Source organism: Chryseobacterium sp. MYb264, from assembly GCF_035974275.1.
In the GTDB taxonomy this organism is placed as follows: Bacteria; Bacteroidota; Bacteroidia; order Flavobacteriales; family Weeksellaceae; genus Chryseobacterium.
Genome location: NZ_CP142422.1, coordinates 1,378,221 through 1,393,765, shown reverse-complemented (window position 1 = coordinate 1,393,765; position 15,545 = coordinate 1,378,221). Strand labels below are relative to the sequence as shown.

Sequence of the window (15,545 nt, the reverse complement as noted above, 5' to 3'; positions counted from 1 at the left end):
TTTTCATATCATTTAAAAAATACAATTATGGAACCTATTAAAATTGATATTACGATTTTAGCCCCTGTACAAAAGGTTTGGGATTATTATAACGATCCGAAACATATCACAAAATGGAACTTCGCTCACGAGTCATGGCAGTGTCCAAGTTCTGAAAACGACTTAAAAGTTGGCGGAAAATTTAAAAACAGAATGGAAGCGAAAGACGGAAGTTTTGGATTTGATTTTGAAGGAATTTATGATGAAGTTCTTCCAAATGAAAGAATAAAATACCATATTGAAGATGGCAGAAATGTTGACATCGTTTTTGATAAAGTTGATGAAAATACAACGAATGTGAAAATCAGTTTTGATCCTGAAAAGCAAAATTCAGTGGAGATGCAGAGAGACGGCTGGTACGCTATTCTGAATAATTTCCATAAATATGTAGAAACTCATTAATAAAAATCTTTTTCAGGATCATGATCAATTTAGTAATAATGGCAAAGTGTTTAAGCTCCATTTGCGCTGTGAATCATGTTGTTGGAGGGAGCTTGTTTTTGCAGGGAATTATTGCAATGCCTGCAAGAAAAGCTTTGGAAAGAGAAAAGATAGATTCTTTGGAAAAATTGTCAGATTATTCCGAGAAAGAAATTATGCAGTTGCATGGTTTTGGTAAAAATGCGATGTTAAAACTGAAAAATCACATGAAAGAAAATCATTTTTATTTTAAAAATTGATATTTAAACACAAATAACACTAATGTTTTTCACAAATAACACAATGAAATATTCGTGGAAATTTGTGAAAATATTTGTGTCTATTATTGTTTAAACCAACAAAAAAATAAAATTTAAAATTATGAATAACGATATTTTCCCATGTCTTTGGTACGACGGGGATGCAAAAGAATCTGCAGCGTTTTACTGCAAAGTGTTTGACGGGAAAATTACAGCAGATACGCCTGTAGTCATGAATATTGATATTTTCGGTCAGAAATTAATGCTGTTGAACGGTGGTCCTCATTTTAAGAAAAACGCTTCTGTTTCGTTTATGGTCATTTGTGAAACGGAAGATGAGGTTCAGAATTACTGGGATCAGCTTTCTGATGAAGGAATGGTTTTAATGGATCTGGATTCTTATTCCTGGAGCAAAAAATATGGTTGGGTTCGCGATAAATATGGCGTAAGCTGGCAGATTTTCTTAGGGGAAAAACAGATTGAACAAAAGATAATTCCGACTTTAATGTTTATCCATGAAAATAATGGAAAAGCAATGGAAGCCATGGAATTGTATACAAACACTTTCCCAAATTCTAAAATCGGAAATATTTTAAGATATGGAGACGGAAGCGAAGGTCATTCAAATCCGGAACCAGCCGAAAATATTCAACATGCGCATTTTGAAATTGATAGTTATAGTTTCTTCTGCATGGATAATTCTTATGACCACCAATTTGATTTTAATGAAGGGATTTCAATGGTGATAATGACCAATGATCAGGAAGAAACCGATAAATATTGGAATACTCTGACTTCTGATGGCGGAAGAGAAAGCATGTGCGGTTGGTTGAAAGATAAGTATGGTTTTAGCTGGCAAATTGTCCCGAAAAGATTGATTCAACTGATGAGCGATCAGGATCAGGAGAAAGCTCAGAAAGTAGTTCAGGCAATGATGAAGATGCAGAAAATTATTATACAGGATTTAGAAAATGCTTATCATTCTTAAGATATAGGCTAGAAGATGGAAGCAGGATGTTGGATGTTTGTCTTTTGACGTTAAAAACTTCCAGCTTCCATCATCTAGCCTCCCAACTTTCTTCTTCGGCTTGCTGTTTGATATGTTTTAGAAAAAGATTTGCATATGAAAACACAGAACAAGTCAAAATCTAGATCGAAAGTTCCGAAAGAAGGGTTATATCCCGAAATTATTCGTAAAAATTATCTGGGAAGCAAAAAATTATTTAACAAAAAAGCTGTTATTACAGGCGGTGACAGCGGAATCGGACAAGCGGTAGCTGTTCATTTTGCGAGAGAAGGAGCCGATGTTGCGATTATTTATAAAGAAAGCGACAAAGATGCTAAGGAAACCAAGAAATTGATTGAGAAAGAAGGTAGGAAATGCACTTTAATCAAAGGTGATTTAACCAAAAAAGCTTTCAGAACAAGATGCTTAGAAAAGATTAAAAAAGATTGGAAAAATCTTGATATTTTAGTTAATAATGCTGGAATTCAATTTCCTAAAAACGATATAGAAAATATTTCGGATGATCAGATCCGACAAACATTTGAAACCAATATTATTTCAATGATTGCCTTAACCAGAGATTTTCTGAATTTAATGAACAAGGGCTCAAGGATAATATGCACGACTTCTGTCACAGCCTACCGCGGAAGTGATCACCTGATCGATTATTCGGCTACCAAAGGATCCATCGCTACTTTCATAAGATCTTTAGCTGTAAATATTGCAGATAAAGGGATTTTGGTAAATGGAGTTGCGCCTGGTCCGGTTTGGACGCCTCTTGTAAAAGAAACGTTTGACGATCTTTCAACATTTGGAAAAGATAATCCGTTAAAACGTGCAGGTCAGCCATCGGAAGTAGCCCCGGCCTATGTTTTTCTGGCTTCGGAAGATTCCAGTTTTATCACCGGCGAGATCATTCATATTAACGGAGGTGATTTTGTCGGAGGATAATTACAGTTTATAAATCAAAATAATACAATTTTTAATCACAGCTAATTTTAAATATTAATAATGGAAATTTTAAATTTTGAAATCGAAATCAATGCATCACCCGAAAAAGTTTGGAGTGTGCTCTGGGCAGATATTTCTTTCAGACAATGGACTTCGGCTTTTACGAAAGGTTCCTTCTATGAAGGAACGCTAGAGGAAGGAAGTATCGTAAAATTCCTTGATCCTCATAATAACGGAATGTATAGCAGGGTCGTGAAAAATATTCCTAATGAAGAAATGAAATTCTTACACTTGGGTGAAATTTACGAAGGTGTAGAAACGGCTCAGGAATGGGGAGATGCGACAGAAACTTACATCTTGGAAGAGAAGGAAGAAGGCGTTTTATTAAAAATTATTATTAATACTTCTGATGAATTTAAAGAAGTTTTTAACGATAAACTTCCACTCGCATTATCGAATGTAAAGCATCTTTCTGAAAATCAACTCTAATTAATTTTATTAGTCAAAAACATCAATCCAATAAAAGTAAAAGTATGGAAACTCTATCTTACGAAATAGTAATCAATGCCTCTCAGCAGAAAGTCTGGGATGTGCTTTGGAATGAGAAAACCTATGTTCAATGGACGAAATTTTTCAATCCAGCTTCTCATTCTTTTATGAAGACCGATTGGAAAGTTGGCGGTAAAACATACTTTACCAATGCAGATGGTGAAGGGATGGTTTCTACAATTGACAGTCTTGAAGAACCCAATCAAATCATTTTTAAACATTTAGGAATGATTGATAAGGAAGGAAATGAAGATACGGAAAGCATGGAAGTCAAACAATGGAGTGGTTGTTTTGAAAAATATATCTTGATTGATTTTGATGGAAAAACAAAGCTTCACGCTGAGGTTCAGGTGGAAAAAGAGTGGCAGGATCATATGAATACAGGTTTTACAAAAGGTTTGGAAATTGTAAAAGATCTTGCTGAAAATCAGATGTAATCATTAAAGACAAAAATCAAGTATGAAATTATTAACCATTCTTTTTGTAACCTTTATTCTCGCTTTATTAGGAACGAAAATTTTTCAGGGAACCTGGAATTTTCTGTTTTCCGGAAACTTGGGAATGACGGTTTTCATTATCTTCACTGGGCTTGCGCATTTCAAATTTCAAAAAGGTATGGCGATGATGATGCCTGATTTTATTCCTGCTAAAATGTTTTGGGTATATTTTACAGGAATCATTGAAATTGGAGCAGGAATTGGCTTGATGTTTCCCTCAATAAGAGAAATTACAGCGGTTTTGTTAATTATTTTCTATGTTTTAGTTTTTGTAGCGAATATTAATTCATCAAAGAAAAAAGTAAATATTTTCAAAGCAGATGATTCGGGGCCGGGAATGAAGTATCTTTATAAAGAAAGACTTCCGATGCAGATGATCTTAATTGCATGGACCTGGTTTTTTGGAATTTATTTGAATTAAAATATATTGGAAAGCAAACGCTTTCCTTTTTTTATGTTAAAAAAATCACAAACTATAAGAATGATGTAACATTTTCGTTGGAAAAAATGTCTTATTAAAAGAATCAGTTCGTTTAACCAAACCATGAAATATGAATACACCTTCTAAAATTTTCGGAATTACACAGGTGGTAATATCCGCCATTATGATGAACGCACAAACTACGACGACTAAATTGCCCGGCGATCCCACTCTGGTTTCGGACAAGGCAACCATTGAAAAACTTATTAATTACGACAAAGGTAATTTTAAATATAAAGTTGAAGATTATTTTGCGCGTCCCAAAGCTTCTCAGTTTAAGCTTTCTCCTGACGGACAGTATCTTTCCTATAAAGAAAAAGATAAGGACAGCAAAAATCATGTGTATGTGAAAGACCTTAAATCAGGAAAAATTACCAGAGCTTTGGTTGAAAAAGATGATTTAATCAGAAGTTATGGCTGGCTGAATAAAAAACGATTGTTTTATACTCAGGATAAAGGGGGAAATGAAAACCTTCATTTATATGCAGCAGATATAGACGGTAAAAATCTGAAAGATCTTACTCCTTTTGAAGGGGTGAAAATAGGATTTGTATCGATTATAAAAGATACCGATTTTGCCGTAGTTACGCTGAACAAAAATAATAAACAGATATTCGAACCGTATAAAATCAATTTCATTACCGGAGAGATGACCCAGCTGTTTGAAAATAAGGATACTAAAAGCCCTATTGATGATTACCTGTTTGATAAAGATGGTAATTTGAGAGGCTACAGTATTCTTGAAAACGGATTGACGACCAAGCTTTATTACAAAGATCTGGCTACGGGAAAATTCAATCTGATAAAATCCACAGACTGGAAAGACAATTTCAATGTGATCCGTTTTAATGATAATTCTAAAAATAAAGATGAGGCGTATGTTGTGACCAATCTCGATAGTGATAAAGCGAGGATTGTACTCTATGACCTCAAGAAAAATGCTGTTATCAGAGAGGTATATTCCAATCCGACTTTTGATGTAAGTTCAATTAGTGTATCAGGGAAAAAGAGGAATTATGATCTGGATTATATCAGTTATACCGGAATTAAGAATGAAACGATTCCTGTAAGTCCGTTTTATAAGGAAATTCATGATCAACTGGCTACGGAGTTTGGGGATAAGCAGTTTTATGTAGTTTCCTCAGATGATAACGAAACCAAACTACTGGTGGTGGTTGACAGTGATAAGCTGTACGGAAAATATTATGAATACGATACAAAAACCAAAACGGCTAAACTTCTTTTTGATTTAATGCCTCAGCTGAAAGAAGAGGATATGGCAGAGATGCGCCCTATTGAATTTAAAAGCAGAGACGGGATAACGATTCATGGCTATATTACGTTGCCCAAAGCGGCTTTGGAAGGACAAAAAGTTCCTTTAGTTGTGAATCCTCACGGGGGGCCTCAGGGAATTCGTGATGATTGGGGCTTTAATCCGGAAACTCAATTGTTTGCAAGCAGAGGATATGCGACATTGCAGGTGAATTTCAGAATTTCAGGAGGTTACGGTAAAGAATTCCAGACCTCCGGCTATAAACAGATCGGCAGAAAAGCGATGGATGATGTAGAAGATGGCGTAAAATATGCGATTGCCCAAGGCTGGATTGATAAAGATAAAGTAGCGATCTATGGCGGAAGTCATGGTGGTTATGCAACATTGATGGGATTAATAAAGACTCCGGATCTTTATTCATGTGGAGTCGATTATGTTGGCGTTTCCAATATTTTCACCTTTTTTGACTCATTTCCTGAATACTGGAAGCCGTATAAAGAAATGGTGAAACAGATCTGGTATGACTTGGATAATCCTGAAGAAGCTAAAATTGCGAAGGAAGTTTCTCCGGTTTTTCAGATCGATAAAATAAAAAAACCATTATTTGTCGTTCAGGGGGCGAATGACCCGAGAGTAAACATCAATGAATCTGATCAGATTGTAAAAGGACTGAGAGCAAAAGGCTTCGAGGTTCCTTATATGGTAAAGTATGATGAGGGACACGGATTTGGTAAAGAACCGAACCGTATCGAATTTTATAAATCGATGTTAGGGTTTTTCGCAGAAAACTTTAATAAATAAATCGATAATTTTTATAATTAACCAACGGAAAGCAGAATTGTTTTCCGTTTTTTTGTTCAGAATGATAATAACATCATAATTCCTCTTCTGTGAAGGGGGTGGATTTTTGCTAAGCAAAAAGACGGGGTAGTTTATTTATAATATAAACAGAAATTATGATACTAATTTTATAAAACTACCCCGTCAAAAATTCTTTCGAATTTTCGCCACTCCTCCATTGGAGGGGAATTTTTCGAGGTTTTAAATAGGGCTGACTATCTTTGAAATGAAAGGCCACAATCATAGCCCTGATAGAAACGGCATCCTTTTTTGTTGCGGACGAAGCAGAGCGGAGACCGCAATAAAAAAGATAAAGTGGATAGCAGGAAAAAGCTCCTGAAAATAAATTTTCAATAGGTTACAAATGCGATGAATAAAAGAAAACTCAAAATTTCGAAAAAATATTTTAAATTTATTAAAGTAAAACAAAAATTTCAATCGTCATAGCAATATGGAGGTTGTCGAAAAAATAACAATGCCACAGAAGGAGAAAGAAAATATCATCTCACAAACCGTTTCAAAGTACGGAGGAAAGCTGATGTCGTACATTCGCCCGAAAGTGAAAAATACGGAAGATGCGGAAGATATTCTGCAGGAGGTGTGGTATCAGTTCAGTAGTCTTACCAATCTTTCTGAGATTGTGAATGTGGGGGGCTGGCTCTATAGGGTGACGGCGAACAAGATCACCGACAAATACCGGAAAAAGAAAACCGAAAACCTGGAAGATTTCGTGTATGAAGATGAAGACGGAAGCTTTTCCATCAAAGATATTCTGCTGTTGGATGAAAGTGCAGGACCTGAAGTGAAAATGTTTCAGGATGAAATCTGGAAAAAACTTTTTGAAGCATTAGACGAGCTGCCTGAAAAGCAAAGGCTGGTTTATGTGGAAAATGAGCTCAACGATAAAACCCTCCAGGAAATCGCTGATGAGCAGGGCGAAAACATTAAAACGATTATCAGTCGAAAAAACTATGCGGTCAAGCATTTGAGAAACCGATTGAGAAAATTATACGAAGATTTAAATAGTTAAAAATATATCATGGATTATAAACATAAAAAAGGCTGGATTTTCTTATTTCTTTGTCCGCCACTGATCTTTCTGGGCGTTACATGGATCGTCATGTCGCTTTGGAACTGTCTTCTTCCTGAAATTTTAGGAGTAAAATCGGTAACCTACTGGCAGGCGATGGGAATTTTGATCCTTTGTAAAATTCTTTTCGGAGGCTTCCATTTCGGGAAAGGGATGAAGGATTTCAAGGAGAGAAAAATGAGAGAAAAAATGATGAATCTATCTCCTGAAGAAAGAGAAAAATTCAAGGAAGTCTGGAGAAACCGATGCGAAAGCGGATTTTTCAACAGAAATAAAAGAACAAACGAATAATTAAATTTTAGAAGTAGTAAAGTAAAATTAAGATTCATTCGTCTATATAAAAAAGTAAAGTAGTAAAATTTAAAATTTTGAAAAAATGAAAAATTCAGTATTAAAAGGAGCTCTGGGAGCATTAGCCGTTGCCGGAGTTGCAATGATCGCTAAAAAAGCTATCGAAAGAAAAAGATTTGTAAAAGGTATTTTCGAAGAATACGATATCAAAGAAAAATCTCCTTTCGGATTGGCAGATAAAATCAGAGAAATGAATGAAGAGCAATATCAGGAGCTTAAAGGAAAGTTTAAAAAAGAATTTGCATCAAGATGTTGCGGTAAAAACTCATCTTGCGAAGCATAAATAGAAAGTAACTAAATTGAAATTGTTTGATTCAGGTGGGGAAGCGAAGCTTCCCGACCTGAATCTTTTTTAGACATCATCATCAACATTCACAAATTTCCCTCCAATGGAGGGATGGCGAAAATTCAAAGATTTTTTTTACGGGGTGGTTTAACTTTTTAGGAATTTTATGCGTTGCCACTGTCAAATTCAACTACCCCGTCTTTTTGTTTCACAAAAATCCACCCCTTCATGGAATGGGAATTTTCACAACTTTTATAGGGTTTATAACTTTATTATCAAATATAGGCCTAAAGCTTGCACCCCTTGCTAGGTGAAATCGAAGATTATCTCCTTTCAGTCGATGAATGATATTTCGACGCAGTCAAACGCCTTTGCGAACAAAAAATATCCTCAACCATTTAAATAAGCTTTGTGTGAAAAATAAAAGACCAATTGCACAAGTATTTTCACGAATATTTATAAACCATTTTATTGATGTTATTTGTGATATTATTCGTGTCATTTGCGTTTAAAAAAGAAAATAAAATCCTTATTTTTGCATAGCTTAATGAAAGATTACTACTATTTTCTCGGGATTTCTCACGATGCTTCAGATGAAGACATCAAAAAAGCCTATAGAAAATTATCTTTAAAATATCATCCTGATAAAAATGAAAACGACGATTTCTTTGCCGATCGTTTCAGGGAAATTCAGGAAGCGTATGAAACATTGAGTGACAAAAGCAGAAGACATTCTTATGATCAGAATCTAGAAAGTCATCAGAAAAGTTTCAGGTATAATATTCCGCCTTCGATAAAGACTTTTACAGCCAATAAAATTCATGCAAAAAAAGGGGAGGAGATCATCATCAGCTGGCAAACGCAAAATGCTGATGTGGTAAAAGTATTGCCTTTCGGATTGGAAAAACCTTATGGTGAAAGGACTTTTAAAATAACAGAATTCAGAGACGGAAAATTTCAGATTTTACTTCATGCAACCAACTCTTTGTTGCACAAAACAGTCGTTCAGGGAATTACCATAACAGAAGTTTTTGAATCTGAAGGCGAAAAATTCCGAGATAAAGCGGAAGAATTATTCAAATCACAACCGAGAACAGTCGGTAATCCGAAGGGTCAGCCAAAAATTACAAGAATTATAGTTGGTATTTTATTGTTGATGTTGGCGATTTATTTTCTGGTAAAAAGCTATAACAGTTAGGATATTTTTTTTGCTCCCGGACATTTTTTACATCTTTTTCCTTTTTTGAATTTTTTGCAGCAGGATTTTTTATCACCACAATACATTTCTTCAGTATTCACAGAAAAAGCAGGCGTCAAAGCCGGAACTTTGAAAGGGACAATCATATTCATGTTGCAAATATATTAATTTAGAATAAATATAGATAATAAAAATTCATAAATTATATGAGTGCTGATTATACTGTTTTCTTTTTGAATTTACCTTCATAAACCCCGAAGGAGTTAAATGTCAATAGGGTCGTGTGAACCCCTATGAACAAGTATTTAGTGATGTTATAGCCCTGCAGGGGTTGAGTAATTTAGAGGAAATTTCAAATATAAAATGGTATTAATAATGATTGATCTCAGTCGACATCTAAAAACTTAAAGCAATGGACGACTGAATTCGCCACGCCCCTGCCTGTTGACCAGAAAAATTTTTGACTTTCCCGTAATTTCCTTCAATATCCATTCTCAGTTTTTTCAGAGGCTGGTAAACAATGTTGATGGCCATATTCTGGAAGGCAGCGGGTATATCCCGGCTCATCAGAGTATTGCTACCCATATCGGAATAGCTGTAATACACGACAGATCCCCATTGGGGACTCCACCAATGTTCATAAATTCCTGTGATGCTCAGGAGTTCGGCGTTTTCCAGTTTTTGGGTTTCCAGATTGGCTGCAGCGTCATATTTTTCACCGCTGAGGACAATATTATGGCTTGCATATCCTTTTCCATAAGATAACTGGGTTCTTAAATTATCCCGGGGTCCTACATATTTTCTTGCCGAAATCATACCTGCCCATCCGAATATGGTTTTGCTTTTTTGATGAGTGTCTTTATCAGTCTGATAGCTGGTCGGAGAGATCATACCGCCTAGTTTAATATAATCCCGATCTCCTCCGTACCGGTATATTGTGGTGACGCTTGGGATAATATTTTTTTTTGTCCAGCTGTCGGGTGCAGAGAACGATTTTACGGAGGGATCTTCGAGAGAAAAAGAGATGTTCTCCTTATCGGAGAGCTTTGCCGAATACCTGATCTGGAAAAGACGTGTAAAGAGGGTTCCGTTGGGACCTGCAAAATCAAAAATATTAGGAAAAATATCAACATCTGCAAAATTACTCCAGGTCTGTCCGATAAGCAAGCCTTTCCATTGGATATATCCCTTCCTGAATCGGGGAGATGTAGTATTACCCGGTCCGAAGAAGTCAATCTCTACGTATGCAGAAAGGTCGCTGTTTTCCCTTATTTCAAGACCCAGCTGTGATTGCCGGACACTGAAATTAGTTCCCAGATTATTCTCTTGCGGAACCCGGATGGAATTGGCGGCAAAACCGTCACGCGAGCCTATATTTTGGAAATCGACCATTACATCCGCCTGTATAAACCCTTTAAGGTATACAGACCGATTGCTTCCTGCACTGTCTTCAGGGGAAGAATATGATAAGATTTTTATCTGTGCGTGAATCGTGTTGTGATATAAACAAATACATACGAAAGCCAGAAGCTTCGTAAAGCGATATTTCACCATTTTTTTGTGTTTCAGCAAATATATACATTATCTTTTTATTTTTGAATGCAACCTTATTTTTTTATGATAACCTTAACGTAATTCTATATGAGTACCGCATGGAAATTGTTTACTCAAAAGTGGAAAGCAAAAATTTAATCAAATGTTTTTCGGCGGACAAATGTTGAGTGAGTATATTTATTAAAGTTTTTTATACAGATGGACGAAATAAGATACAAAAGCGAACCTAAAATAGACGGCAAAAATGACATTCATACAATTATAAAGGTTAAAAAAATACTTCTAAATTTAAAGTGGCTGAAAGCCAATTTTAAGAGCCTTCTATAATACGCACATAAGTAGATCTTACTGTCCGTTTCTTTTTAGCTCCAGTTCGTGTCATTTTGGGTTATATGCAAGGATATAGTTAAAATACGTGTGTTTTTGAACTGATATGTCGGTTGTTTTGAATTTTATGTAATTTCAGAATGTTGTGCAATTTTGTAAATTATTGTAATTTTACCCATCTTTTTTTACAAACAAAATCTAATATAAAAAATGAATACAGAACAGTTTGTGAGCCGTCACATTTCCCTAAATGAAGCCGATAAACAGGCGATGTTAGAGAAAGTTGGCGTTTCAAGTATCGAAGAGTTAATTTCTCAGACTATCCCTTCTTCTATCCGTTTAGAAAAAGATCTTGAGATCTCAGAACCGCTTTCAGAATACGAAATGCTGAATCATTCGAAAGAATTGGCATCTAAGAATACTGATTATACAAGTTATATCGGTTTTGGATATCACAATACGCTGTTGCCATCAGCTATTCAAAGAAATATCTTTGAAAATCCGAGTTGGTATACGGCTTATACACCTTATCAGGCGGAAATCGCACAAGGGAGATTGGAGGCTCTTTTGAATTTCCAGACTGTTGTGTGTGATTTAACAGGTTTTGCGCTGGCTAATGCATCGTTGTTGGACGAATCGACGGCAGCTGCAGAAGCTATGCATATGTTTTTTAATAACAGAACGAAAGATCAGAAAAAAGCGGGAGCAAACAAGTTCTTCATTTCTGACCTTGTTTTACCTCAGACCGTTTCTGTTTTAAAAACAAAAGCAGAAGGTCTAGAAATCGAGATTGTAGAAGGAGACCACAAGACACATGAATTTGATGGTTCTTACTACGGAATTTTATTACAATATCCTGGTAAAAACGGAATCGTTTTAGATTATACAGAAGATATCGTTGAATATAAAAAACTTGATCTTCAGGTAGCTGTTGCTTGTGATCCTATGGCTTTGGTGAAATTGAAGTCTCCGGCTTCTATGGGCGCTGACTGTGCGGTAGGAACTACACAGAGATTTGGTATTCCATTGGGTTACGGAGGTCCTCACGCTGCATTTTTCTCTTGTAGAGAAGAGTATAAAAGAGATATTCCAGGAAGAATTATCGGGGTTTCTCAGGATATGTACGGAAGACGTGCATTAAGAATGGCGTTGCAGACGAGAGAGCAGCATATCAAGAGAGAAAGAGCGACTTCAAACATCTGTACCGCACAGGTTCTTTTGGCTGTAATGGCTGGAATGTACGCTGTTTACCACGGTCCGAAAGGATTAAACTATATTGCAGATCAGATTCACTTTAAAGCTAATGCTTTGAAAGGTGGTTTGAAAGCTTTAGGATATCAAATCGTTGAAGAACCAATCTTTGACACGGTAAAAATCACGATGCCTGAAGATGAAAAAGCGAGATTGGTAAGAATGATGCTTGATCATAAGCTAAACTTAAACTACTTCACAGAAGGCGTTGTAAGCATCGCAATCAACGAAAGTACAACTTTAGATAAACTGAATTATCTGATGGCTTCTTTCGCTCAGTTTAAAGACAAGCAGACATTTAAATTAGAAATTAAAGAAGGATACAGCATTCCTGATGAGAATTTAAGAAAAGATGAAATTCTTACAGAAAGCGTATTCAATAAATACCACACGGAAACAGAATTGATGCGTTACATCAAGCGTCTGGAAAGAAAAGATTTATCATTAACACATTCAATGATTTCTCTTGGTTCTTGTACGATGAAACTGAATGCTGCAACAGAAATGTTACCACTTTCTTGGGACAACTGGGGAGCAATTCACCCTTTTGTACCGGTTGATCAGGCGGGAGGTTATCAGGAAATGATCCGTGAATTAGAGAAAGATTTAGCTCAAATCACTGGTTTCGCAGGAACTTCTCTTCAGCCAAATTCTGGAGCTCAGGGAGAATATGCAGGATTAATGGTGATCAGAGAATATCACATTTCAAGAGGCGAAGGTCACAGAAATGTAGTATTGATTCCTCAGTCTGCGCACGGAACAAACCCGGCTTCTGCGGCAATGGCAGGAATGAAAATTGTTGTTGTTAAAAACTTAGAGAACGGAGAAATTGATTTCGAAGATCTTAAAGCGAAAACAGAACAGCATTCTGCAAACTTATCTTGTGTAATGATCACGTATCCGTCAACTTACGGATTCTTTGATGCAAACATTATCGACATTACAAACCTGATCCACGAGCACGGCGGACAAGTTTATATGGATGGTGCCAACATGAACGCTCAGGTAGGATATACAAGTCCTGGAAACATCGGAGCAGACGTTTGTCACTTAAATCTTCACAAGACTTTCGCGATTCCTCACGGAGGTGGAGGCCCTGGAGTTGGTCCGATCTGTGTGGCTAAGCACCTGGTTCCTTTCCTTCCTACGAATGCCAATATCAAAGTAGGTTCTAAAGAGTCTATTGAAGGTATCTCTGCAGCGCCTTACGGTTCTGGATTGATCTTGAATATTTCTTACGCTTACATTAAAATGTTGGGTACTTCAGGATTAAAGAAAGCGACTGAACATGCGATCTTAAATGCTAATTATTTAAAAGAGATCTTAGCTGAGCATTTCCCGATTTTATATTCAAACGAAAACGGAAAAGTAGCTCACGAATGTATCGTAGATTTCAGACAGTTCAAATCTCTAGGAATTGAAGTGGCTGATGTGGCGAAGAGATTGATGGACTACGGTTTCCATGCGCCAACGGTTTCTTTCCCGGTTGCAGGAACATTAATGATTGAGCCTACAGAATCTGAAAGCAAATCAGAAATCGATCGTTTTGCAGAAGCTTTAATTGCGATTAAACATGAAATTGATGAGATTGCCAACGGAGAAGCAGATCAGGCAAACAACGTATTGAAAAATGCTCCTCACACTGAGCAATTGGTGATCTCAGATTCTTGGGATAAACCATACAGCAGAGAAAAAGCGGCTTATCCGCTAGAGTGGGTGAGAGATCACAAATTCTTTGCTTCTGTTTCAAGAGTTGATGAGGCTTACGGAGACAGAAACTTAGTTTGTACTTGTGAGCCGATTGAAGCTTATATGTAATTAAAAGTTTTTTAAATATAGAAACTCCCTTTCGAATGAGAGGGAGTTTTTTTGTCATTGCCACGAAGCAATCTACTTTTATAGGTTTGCGTACTCGAATTTTGAAGGTCGCGTGAGCAGGTACATAGAAGATGATAAAATTGTAAATACACTCACAATATCCAAGGATTTTATTTAGGGAATTTTTGAAAAATATCCCCATTAGTTCCTTTTCGCCATTCCAAAAATTTCAGTTTTAATTGGTCATTTATATTTTCAAAGTTTTTTATTAAGTAAGATTTATTTTTCTTGTCTTTTATAGAGTATCCATTACTATTAATGTTTAATAACGAAATATCTTCTGGTAAGACGAAGGGTGGCTTTGGAAGATTGTTTGCAGAAAGATAATATACCATTTTGTCATCTACTTTAGTTTTTGAGTACGCTTTAATAAAATTAAAATTTTCAAAATCTTTGTTGAGGTTTACTTGTTCTTGGTAAATGTCATCGGATAAGTAAAAGTTTTGAGAATCCCATCCACGATCTTCAATGATAAAAAATATGTTTTTGTTAATCTTTCTCTGCAAATAATTGATTGATTCGGATGTCCATATTTTCTGGTATATAAATAAGTCTTTTTTATATGAAAAATATTTTGGGCAAGGCCCGTGATCATTTGATAAAATACCTTGTTGATATAATACTATTGCAATATTTTGGGTTAAAATTTCTTTGTTGTTTAGTACGTCAATTGCTTTTTTTAATGAAGAATTTTCAAACGGAATGTCTTTATAATTCAGAATGAAATCTTCGACTGCTTTTTTTCTTTCCGTATAAATAATATCACAATTGGATGGAATTAACGGATATTCATCATCTTTATCCAAAATCCCGTCGCCATCAGTATCTGGCCATGGGCAACCATTATTTTCAATCGGCCCAGAAACTGTTGGGCAGTAATCGTCCATATCAATAATACCATCCTCGTCTGTGTCTGGCCAAGGACAGCCATTATTTTCATAAGAACCATTTTGATCCGGACATTGGTCTAGGTAGAACAGAACTCCATCTTGGTCTTTATCTGAAAAACACTTTTTCTTAGAAAATTGCTTTCTGCAGTCTTTAAGCAGGAGATCCTTATCCGTCTGTTGTGAGCTTATGGTTATAGAAAATAATAAAAAGAATATAGATTTTGTGCTTAGCATAGTTAGGAATATGGAAAATTTTATTTTGAAATTTACGTCTTTAATTAAGGAATTTTTACCATCTCTTTTCATCAAAAATAGCTAAATAACTAATACCAAGAAGTTAATAATTCAATCTTTGATAAAAGAAAATTAGAATGAGAATATAAAACTAACCTTAATTTTCCCCA

15 protein-coding genes and 1 pseudogene are annotated in these 15,545 nt (G+C 35.7%); 13 read left to right on the top strand and 3 right to left on the bottom strand.

The genetic code is table 11. From position 1 onward, the window contains the following. Window positions 1–27 precede the first annotated feature (27 nt). The 12 genes from VUJ46_RS05895 to VUJ46_RS05840 all read left to right on the top strand — a co-directional run bounded on the left by VUJ46_RS05895 (window position 28) and on the right by VUJ46_RS05840 (window position 9,241). Window positions 28–441, top strand: a complete 414-nt coding sequence (locus VUJ46_RS05895) for an SRPBCC family protein (RefSeq protein ID WP_326984075.1) — start codon at window positions 28–30, stop codon at window positions 439–441. Between the two features lie 20 nt (window positions 442–461). Continuing rightward, on the top strand, window positions 462–719 hold the full coding sequence (locus VUJ46_RS05890; protein ID WP_326984074.1) for a hypothetical protein: 258 nt from the start codon (window positions 462–464) through the stop codon (window positions 717–719). 121 nt (window positions 720–840) lie between these two features. Next, window positions 841–1,707 (top strand): VOC family protein, encoded by an 867-nt coding sequence (locus VUJ46_RS05885; RefSeq protein ID WP_326984073.1) that lies wholly within the window; start codon window positions 841–843, stop codon window positions 1,705–1,707. A gap of 135 nt (window positions 1,708–1,842) precedes the next feature. Further along, the gene (locus VUJ46_RS05880; RefSeq protein WP_326984072.1) at window positions 1,843–2,676 is read left to right on the top strand and encodes an SDR family oxidoreductase; all 834 of its coding nucleotides are present in this window, start codon (window positions 1,843–1,845) and stop codon (window positions 2,674–2,676) included. A 60-nt stretch (window positions 2,677–2,736) separates the two neighbouring features. After that, complete coding sequence (locus VUJ46_RS05875; RefSeq protein WP_326984071.1) at window positions 2,737–3,165, top strand: SRPBCC domain-containing protein; 429 nt, start codon at window positions 2,737–2,739, stop codon at window positions 3,163–3,165. A 44-nt stretch (window positions 3,166–3,209) separates the two neighbouring features. Further along, window positions 3,210–3,662 carry an SRPBCC family protein gene (locus VUJ46_RS05870; protein ID WP_326984070.1) on the top strand — a complete coding sequence of 151 codons (453 nt, stop codon included), beginning with the start codon at window positions 3,210–3,212 and terminating at the stop codon, window positions 3,660–3,662. 22 nt (window positions 3,663–3,684) lie between these two features. Continuing rightward, window positions 3,685–4,143 carry a DoxX family protein gene (locus tag VUJ46_RS05865; protein WP_326984069.1) on the top strand — a complete coding sequence of 153 codons (459 nt, stop codon included), beginning with the start codon at window positions 3,685–3,687 and terminating at the stop codon, window positions 4,141–4,143. Between the two features lie 130 nt (window positions 4,144–4,273). Next, the gene (locus VUJ46_RS05860; protein ID WP_326984068.1) at window positions 4,274–6,277 is read left to right on the top strand and encodes a S9 family peptidase; all 2,004 of its coding nucleotides are present in this window, start codon (window positions 4,274–4,276) and stop codon (window positions 6,275–6,277) included. Window positions 6,278–6,767: 490 nt separating this feature from the next. Continuing rightward, on the top strand, window positions 6,768–7,346 hold the full coding sequence (locus VUJ46_RS05855) for an RNA polymerase sigma factor (protein ID WP_326984067.1): 579 nt from the start codon (window positions 6,768–6,770) through the stop codon (window positions 7,344–7,346). 9 nt (window positions 7,347–7,355) lie between these two features. After that, complete coding sequence (locus VUJ46_RS05850; protein WP_326984066.1) at window positions 7,356–7,697, top strand: hypothetical protein; 342 nt, start codon at window positions 7,356–7,358, stop codon at window positions 7,695–7,697. 85 nt (window positions 7,698–7,782) lie between these two features. Continuing rightward, entirely contained in the window at window positions 7,783–8,040 is a 258-nt protein-coding gene (locus tag VUJ46_RS05845) for a hypothetical protein (RefSeq protein WP_326984065.1), read from the top strand. Window positions 8,041–8,590: 550 nt separating this feature from the next. Further along, window positions 8,591–9,241 carry a J domain-containing protein gene (locus tag VUJ46_RS05840; RefSeq protein WP_326984064.1) on the top strand — a complete coding sequence of 217 codons (651 nt, stop codon included), beginning with the start codon at window positions 8,591–8,593 and terminating at the stop codon, window positions 9,239–9,241. Here the strand turns inward: VUJ46_RS05840 and VUJ46_RS05835 are convergent. Beyond that, window positions 9,238–9,393, bottom strand: coding sequence for a hypothetical protein (locus tag VUJ46_RS05835; protein ID WP_326984063.1), 156 nt, complete (start codon window positions 9,391–9,393; stop codon window positions 9,238–9,240). The genes VUJ46_RS05840 and VUJ46_RS05835 overlap by 4 nt on opposite strands. 244 nt (window positions 9,394–9,637) lie before the next feature. Beyond that, window positions 9,638–10,795, bottom strand: coding sequence for a DcaP family trimeric outer membrane transporter (locus VUJ46_RS05830; RefSeq protein ID WP_326984062.1), 1,158 nt, complete (start codon window positions 10,793–10,795; stop codon window positions 9,638–9,640). Window positions 10,796–11,332: 537 nt separating this feature from the next. Between VUJ46_RS05830 and gcvP the strand changes: the two genes are divergently transcribed. Beyond that, the gene (gene gcvP, locus VUJ46_RS05825) at window positions 11,333–14,191 is read left to right on the top strand and encodes an aminomethyl-transferring glycine dehydrogenase (protein ID WP_326984061.1); all 2,859 of its coding nucleotides are present in this window, start codon (window positions 11,333–11,335) and stop codon (window positions 14,189–14,191) included. Between the two features lie 833 nt (window positions 14,192–15,024). Here the strand turns inward: gcvP and VUJ46_RS05820 are convergent. Continuing rightward, window positions 15,025–15,252 (bottom strand): annotated as a pseudogene (locus VUJ46_RS05820) (thrombospondin type 3 repeat-containing protein); the annotation flags it as partial. Between the last annotated feature and the right edge of the window lie 293 nt (window positions 15,253–15,545).

Bases quoted from the DNA above. Each gene is read 5' to 3' on its own strand.
- VUJ46_RS05895 (WP_326984075.1), top strand. From the start codon at position 28: ATGGAACCTATTAAAATTGATATTACGATTTTAGCCCCTGTACAAAAG.
- VUJ46_RS05890 (WP_326984074.1), top strand. From the start codon at position 462: ATGATCAATTTAGTAATAATGGCAAAGTGTTTAAGCTCCATTTGCGCT.
- VUJ46_RS05885 (WP_326984073.1), top strand. From the start codon at position 841: ATGAATAACGATATTTTCCCATGTCTTTGGTACGACGGGGATGCAAAA.
- VUJ46_RS05880 (WP_326984072.1), top strand. From the start codon at position 1,843: ATGAAAACACAGAACAAGTCAAAATCTAGATCGAAAGTTCCGAAAGAA.
- VUJ46_RS05875 (WP_326984071.1), top strand. From the start codon at position 2,737: ATGGAAATTTTAAATTTTGAAATCGAAATCAATGCATCACCCGAAAAA.
- VUJ46_RS05870 (WP_326984070.1), top strand. From the start codon at position 3,210: ATGGAAACTCTATCTTACGAAATAGTAATCAATGCCTCTCAGCAGAAA.
- VUJ46_RS05865 (WP_326984069.1), top strand. From the start codon at position 3,685: ATGAAATTATTAACCATTCTTTTTGTAACCTTTATTCTCGCTTTATTA.
- VUJ46_RS05860 (WP_326984068.1), top strand. From the start codon at position 4,274: ATGAATACACCTTCTAAAATTTTCGGAATTACACAGGTGGTAATATCC.
- VUJ46_RS05855 (WP_326984067.1), top strand. From the start codon at position 6,768: ATGGAGGTTGTCGAAAAAATAACAATGCCACAGAAGGAGAAAGAAAAT.
- VUJ46_RS05850 (WP_326984066.1), top strand. From the start codon at position 7,356: ATGGATTATAAACATAAAAAAGGCTGGATTTTCTTATTTCTTTGTCCG.
- VUJ46_RS05845 (WP_326984065.1), top strand. From the start codon at position 7,783: ATGAAAAATTCAGTATTAAAAGGAGCTCTGGGAGCATTAGCCGTTGCC.
- VUJ46_RS05840 (WP_326984064.1), top strand. From the start codon at position 8,591: ATGAAAGATTACTACTATTTTCTCGGGATTTCTCACGATGCTTCAGAT.
- VUJ46_RS05835 (WP_326984063.1), bottom strand. From the start codon at position 9,393: ATGAATATGATTGTCCCTTTCAAAGTTCCGGCTTTGACGCCTGCTTTT.
- VUJ46_RS05830 (WP_326984062.1), bottom strand. From the start codon at position 10,795: ATGGTGAAATATCGCTTTACGAAGCTTCTGGCTTTCGTATGTATTTGT.
- gcvP (WP_326984061.1), top strand. From the start codon at position 11,333: ATGAATACAGAACAGTTTGTGAGCCGTCACATTTCCCTAAATGAAGCC.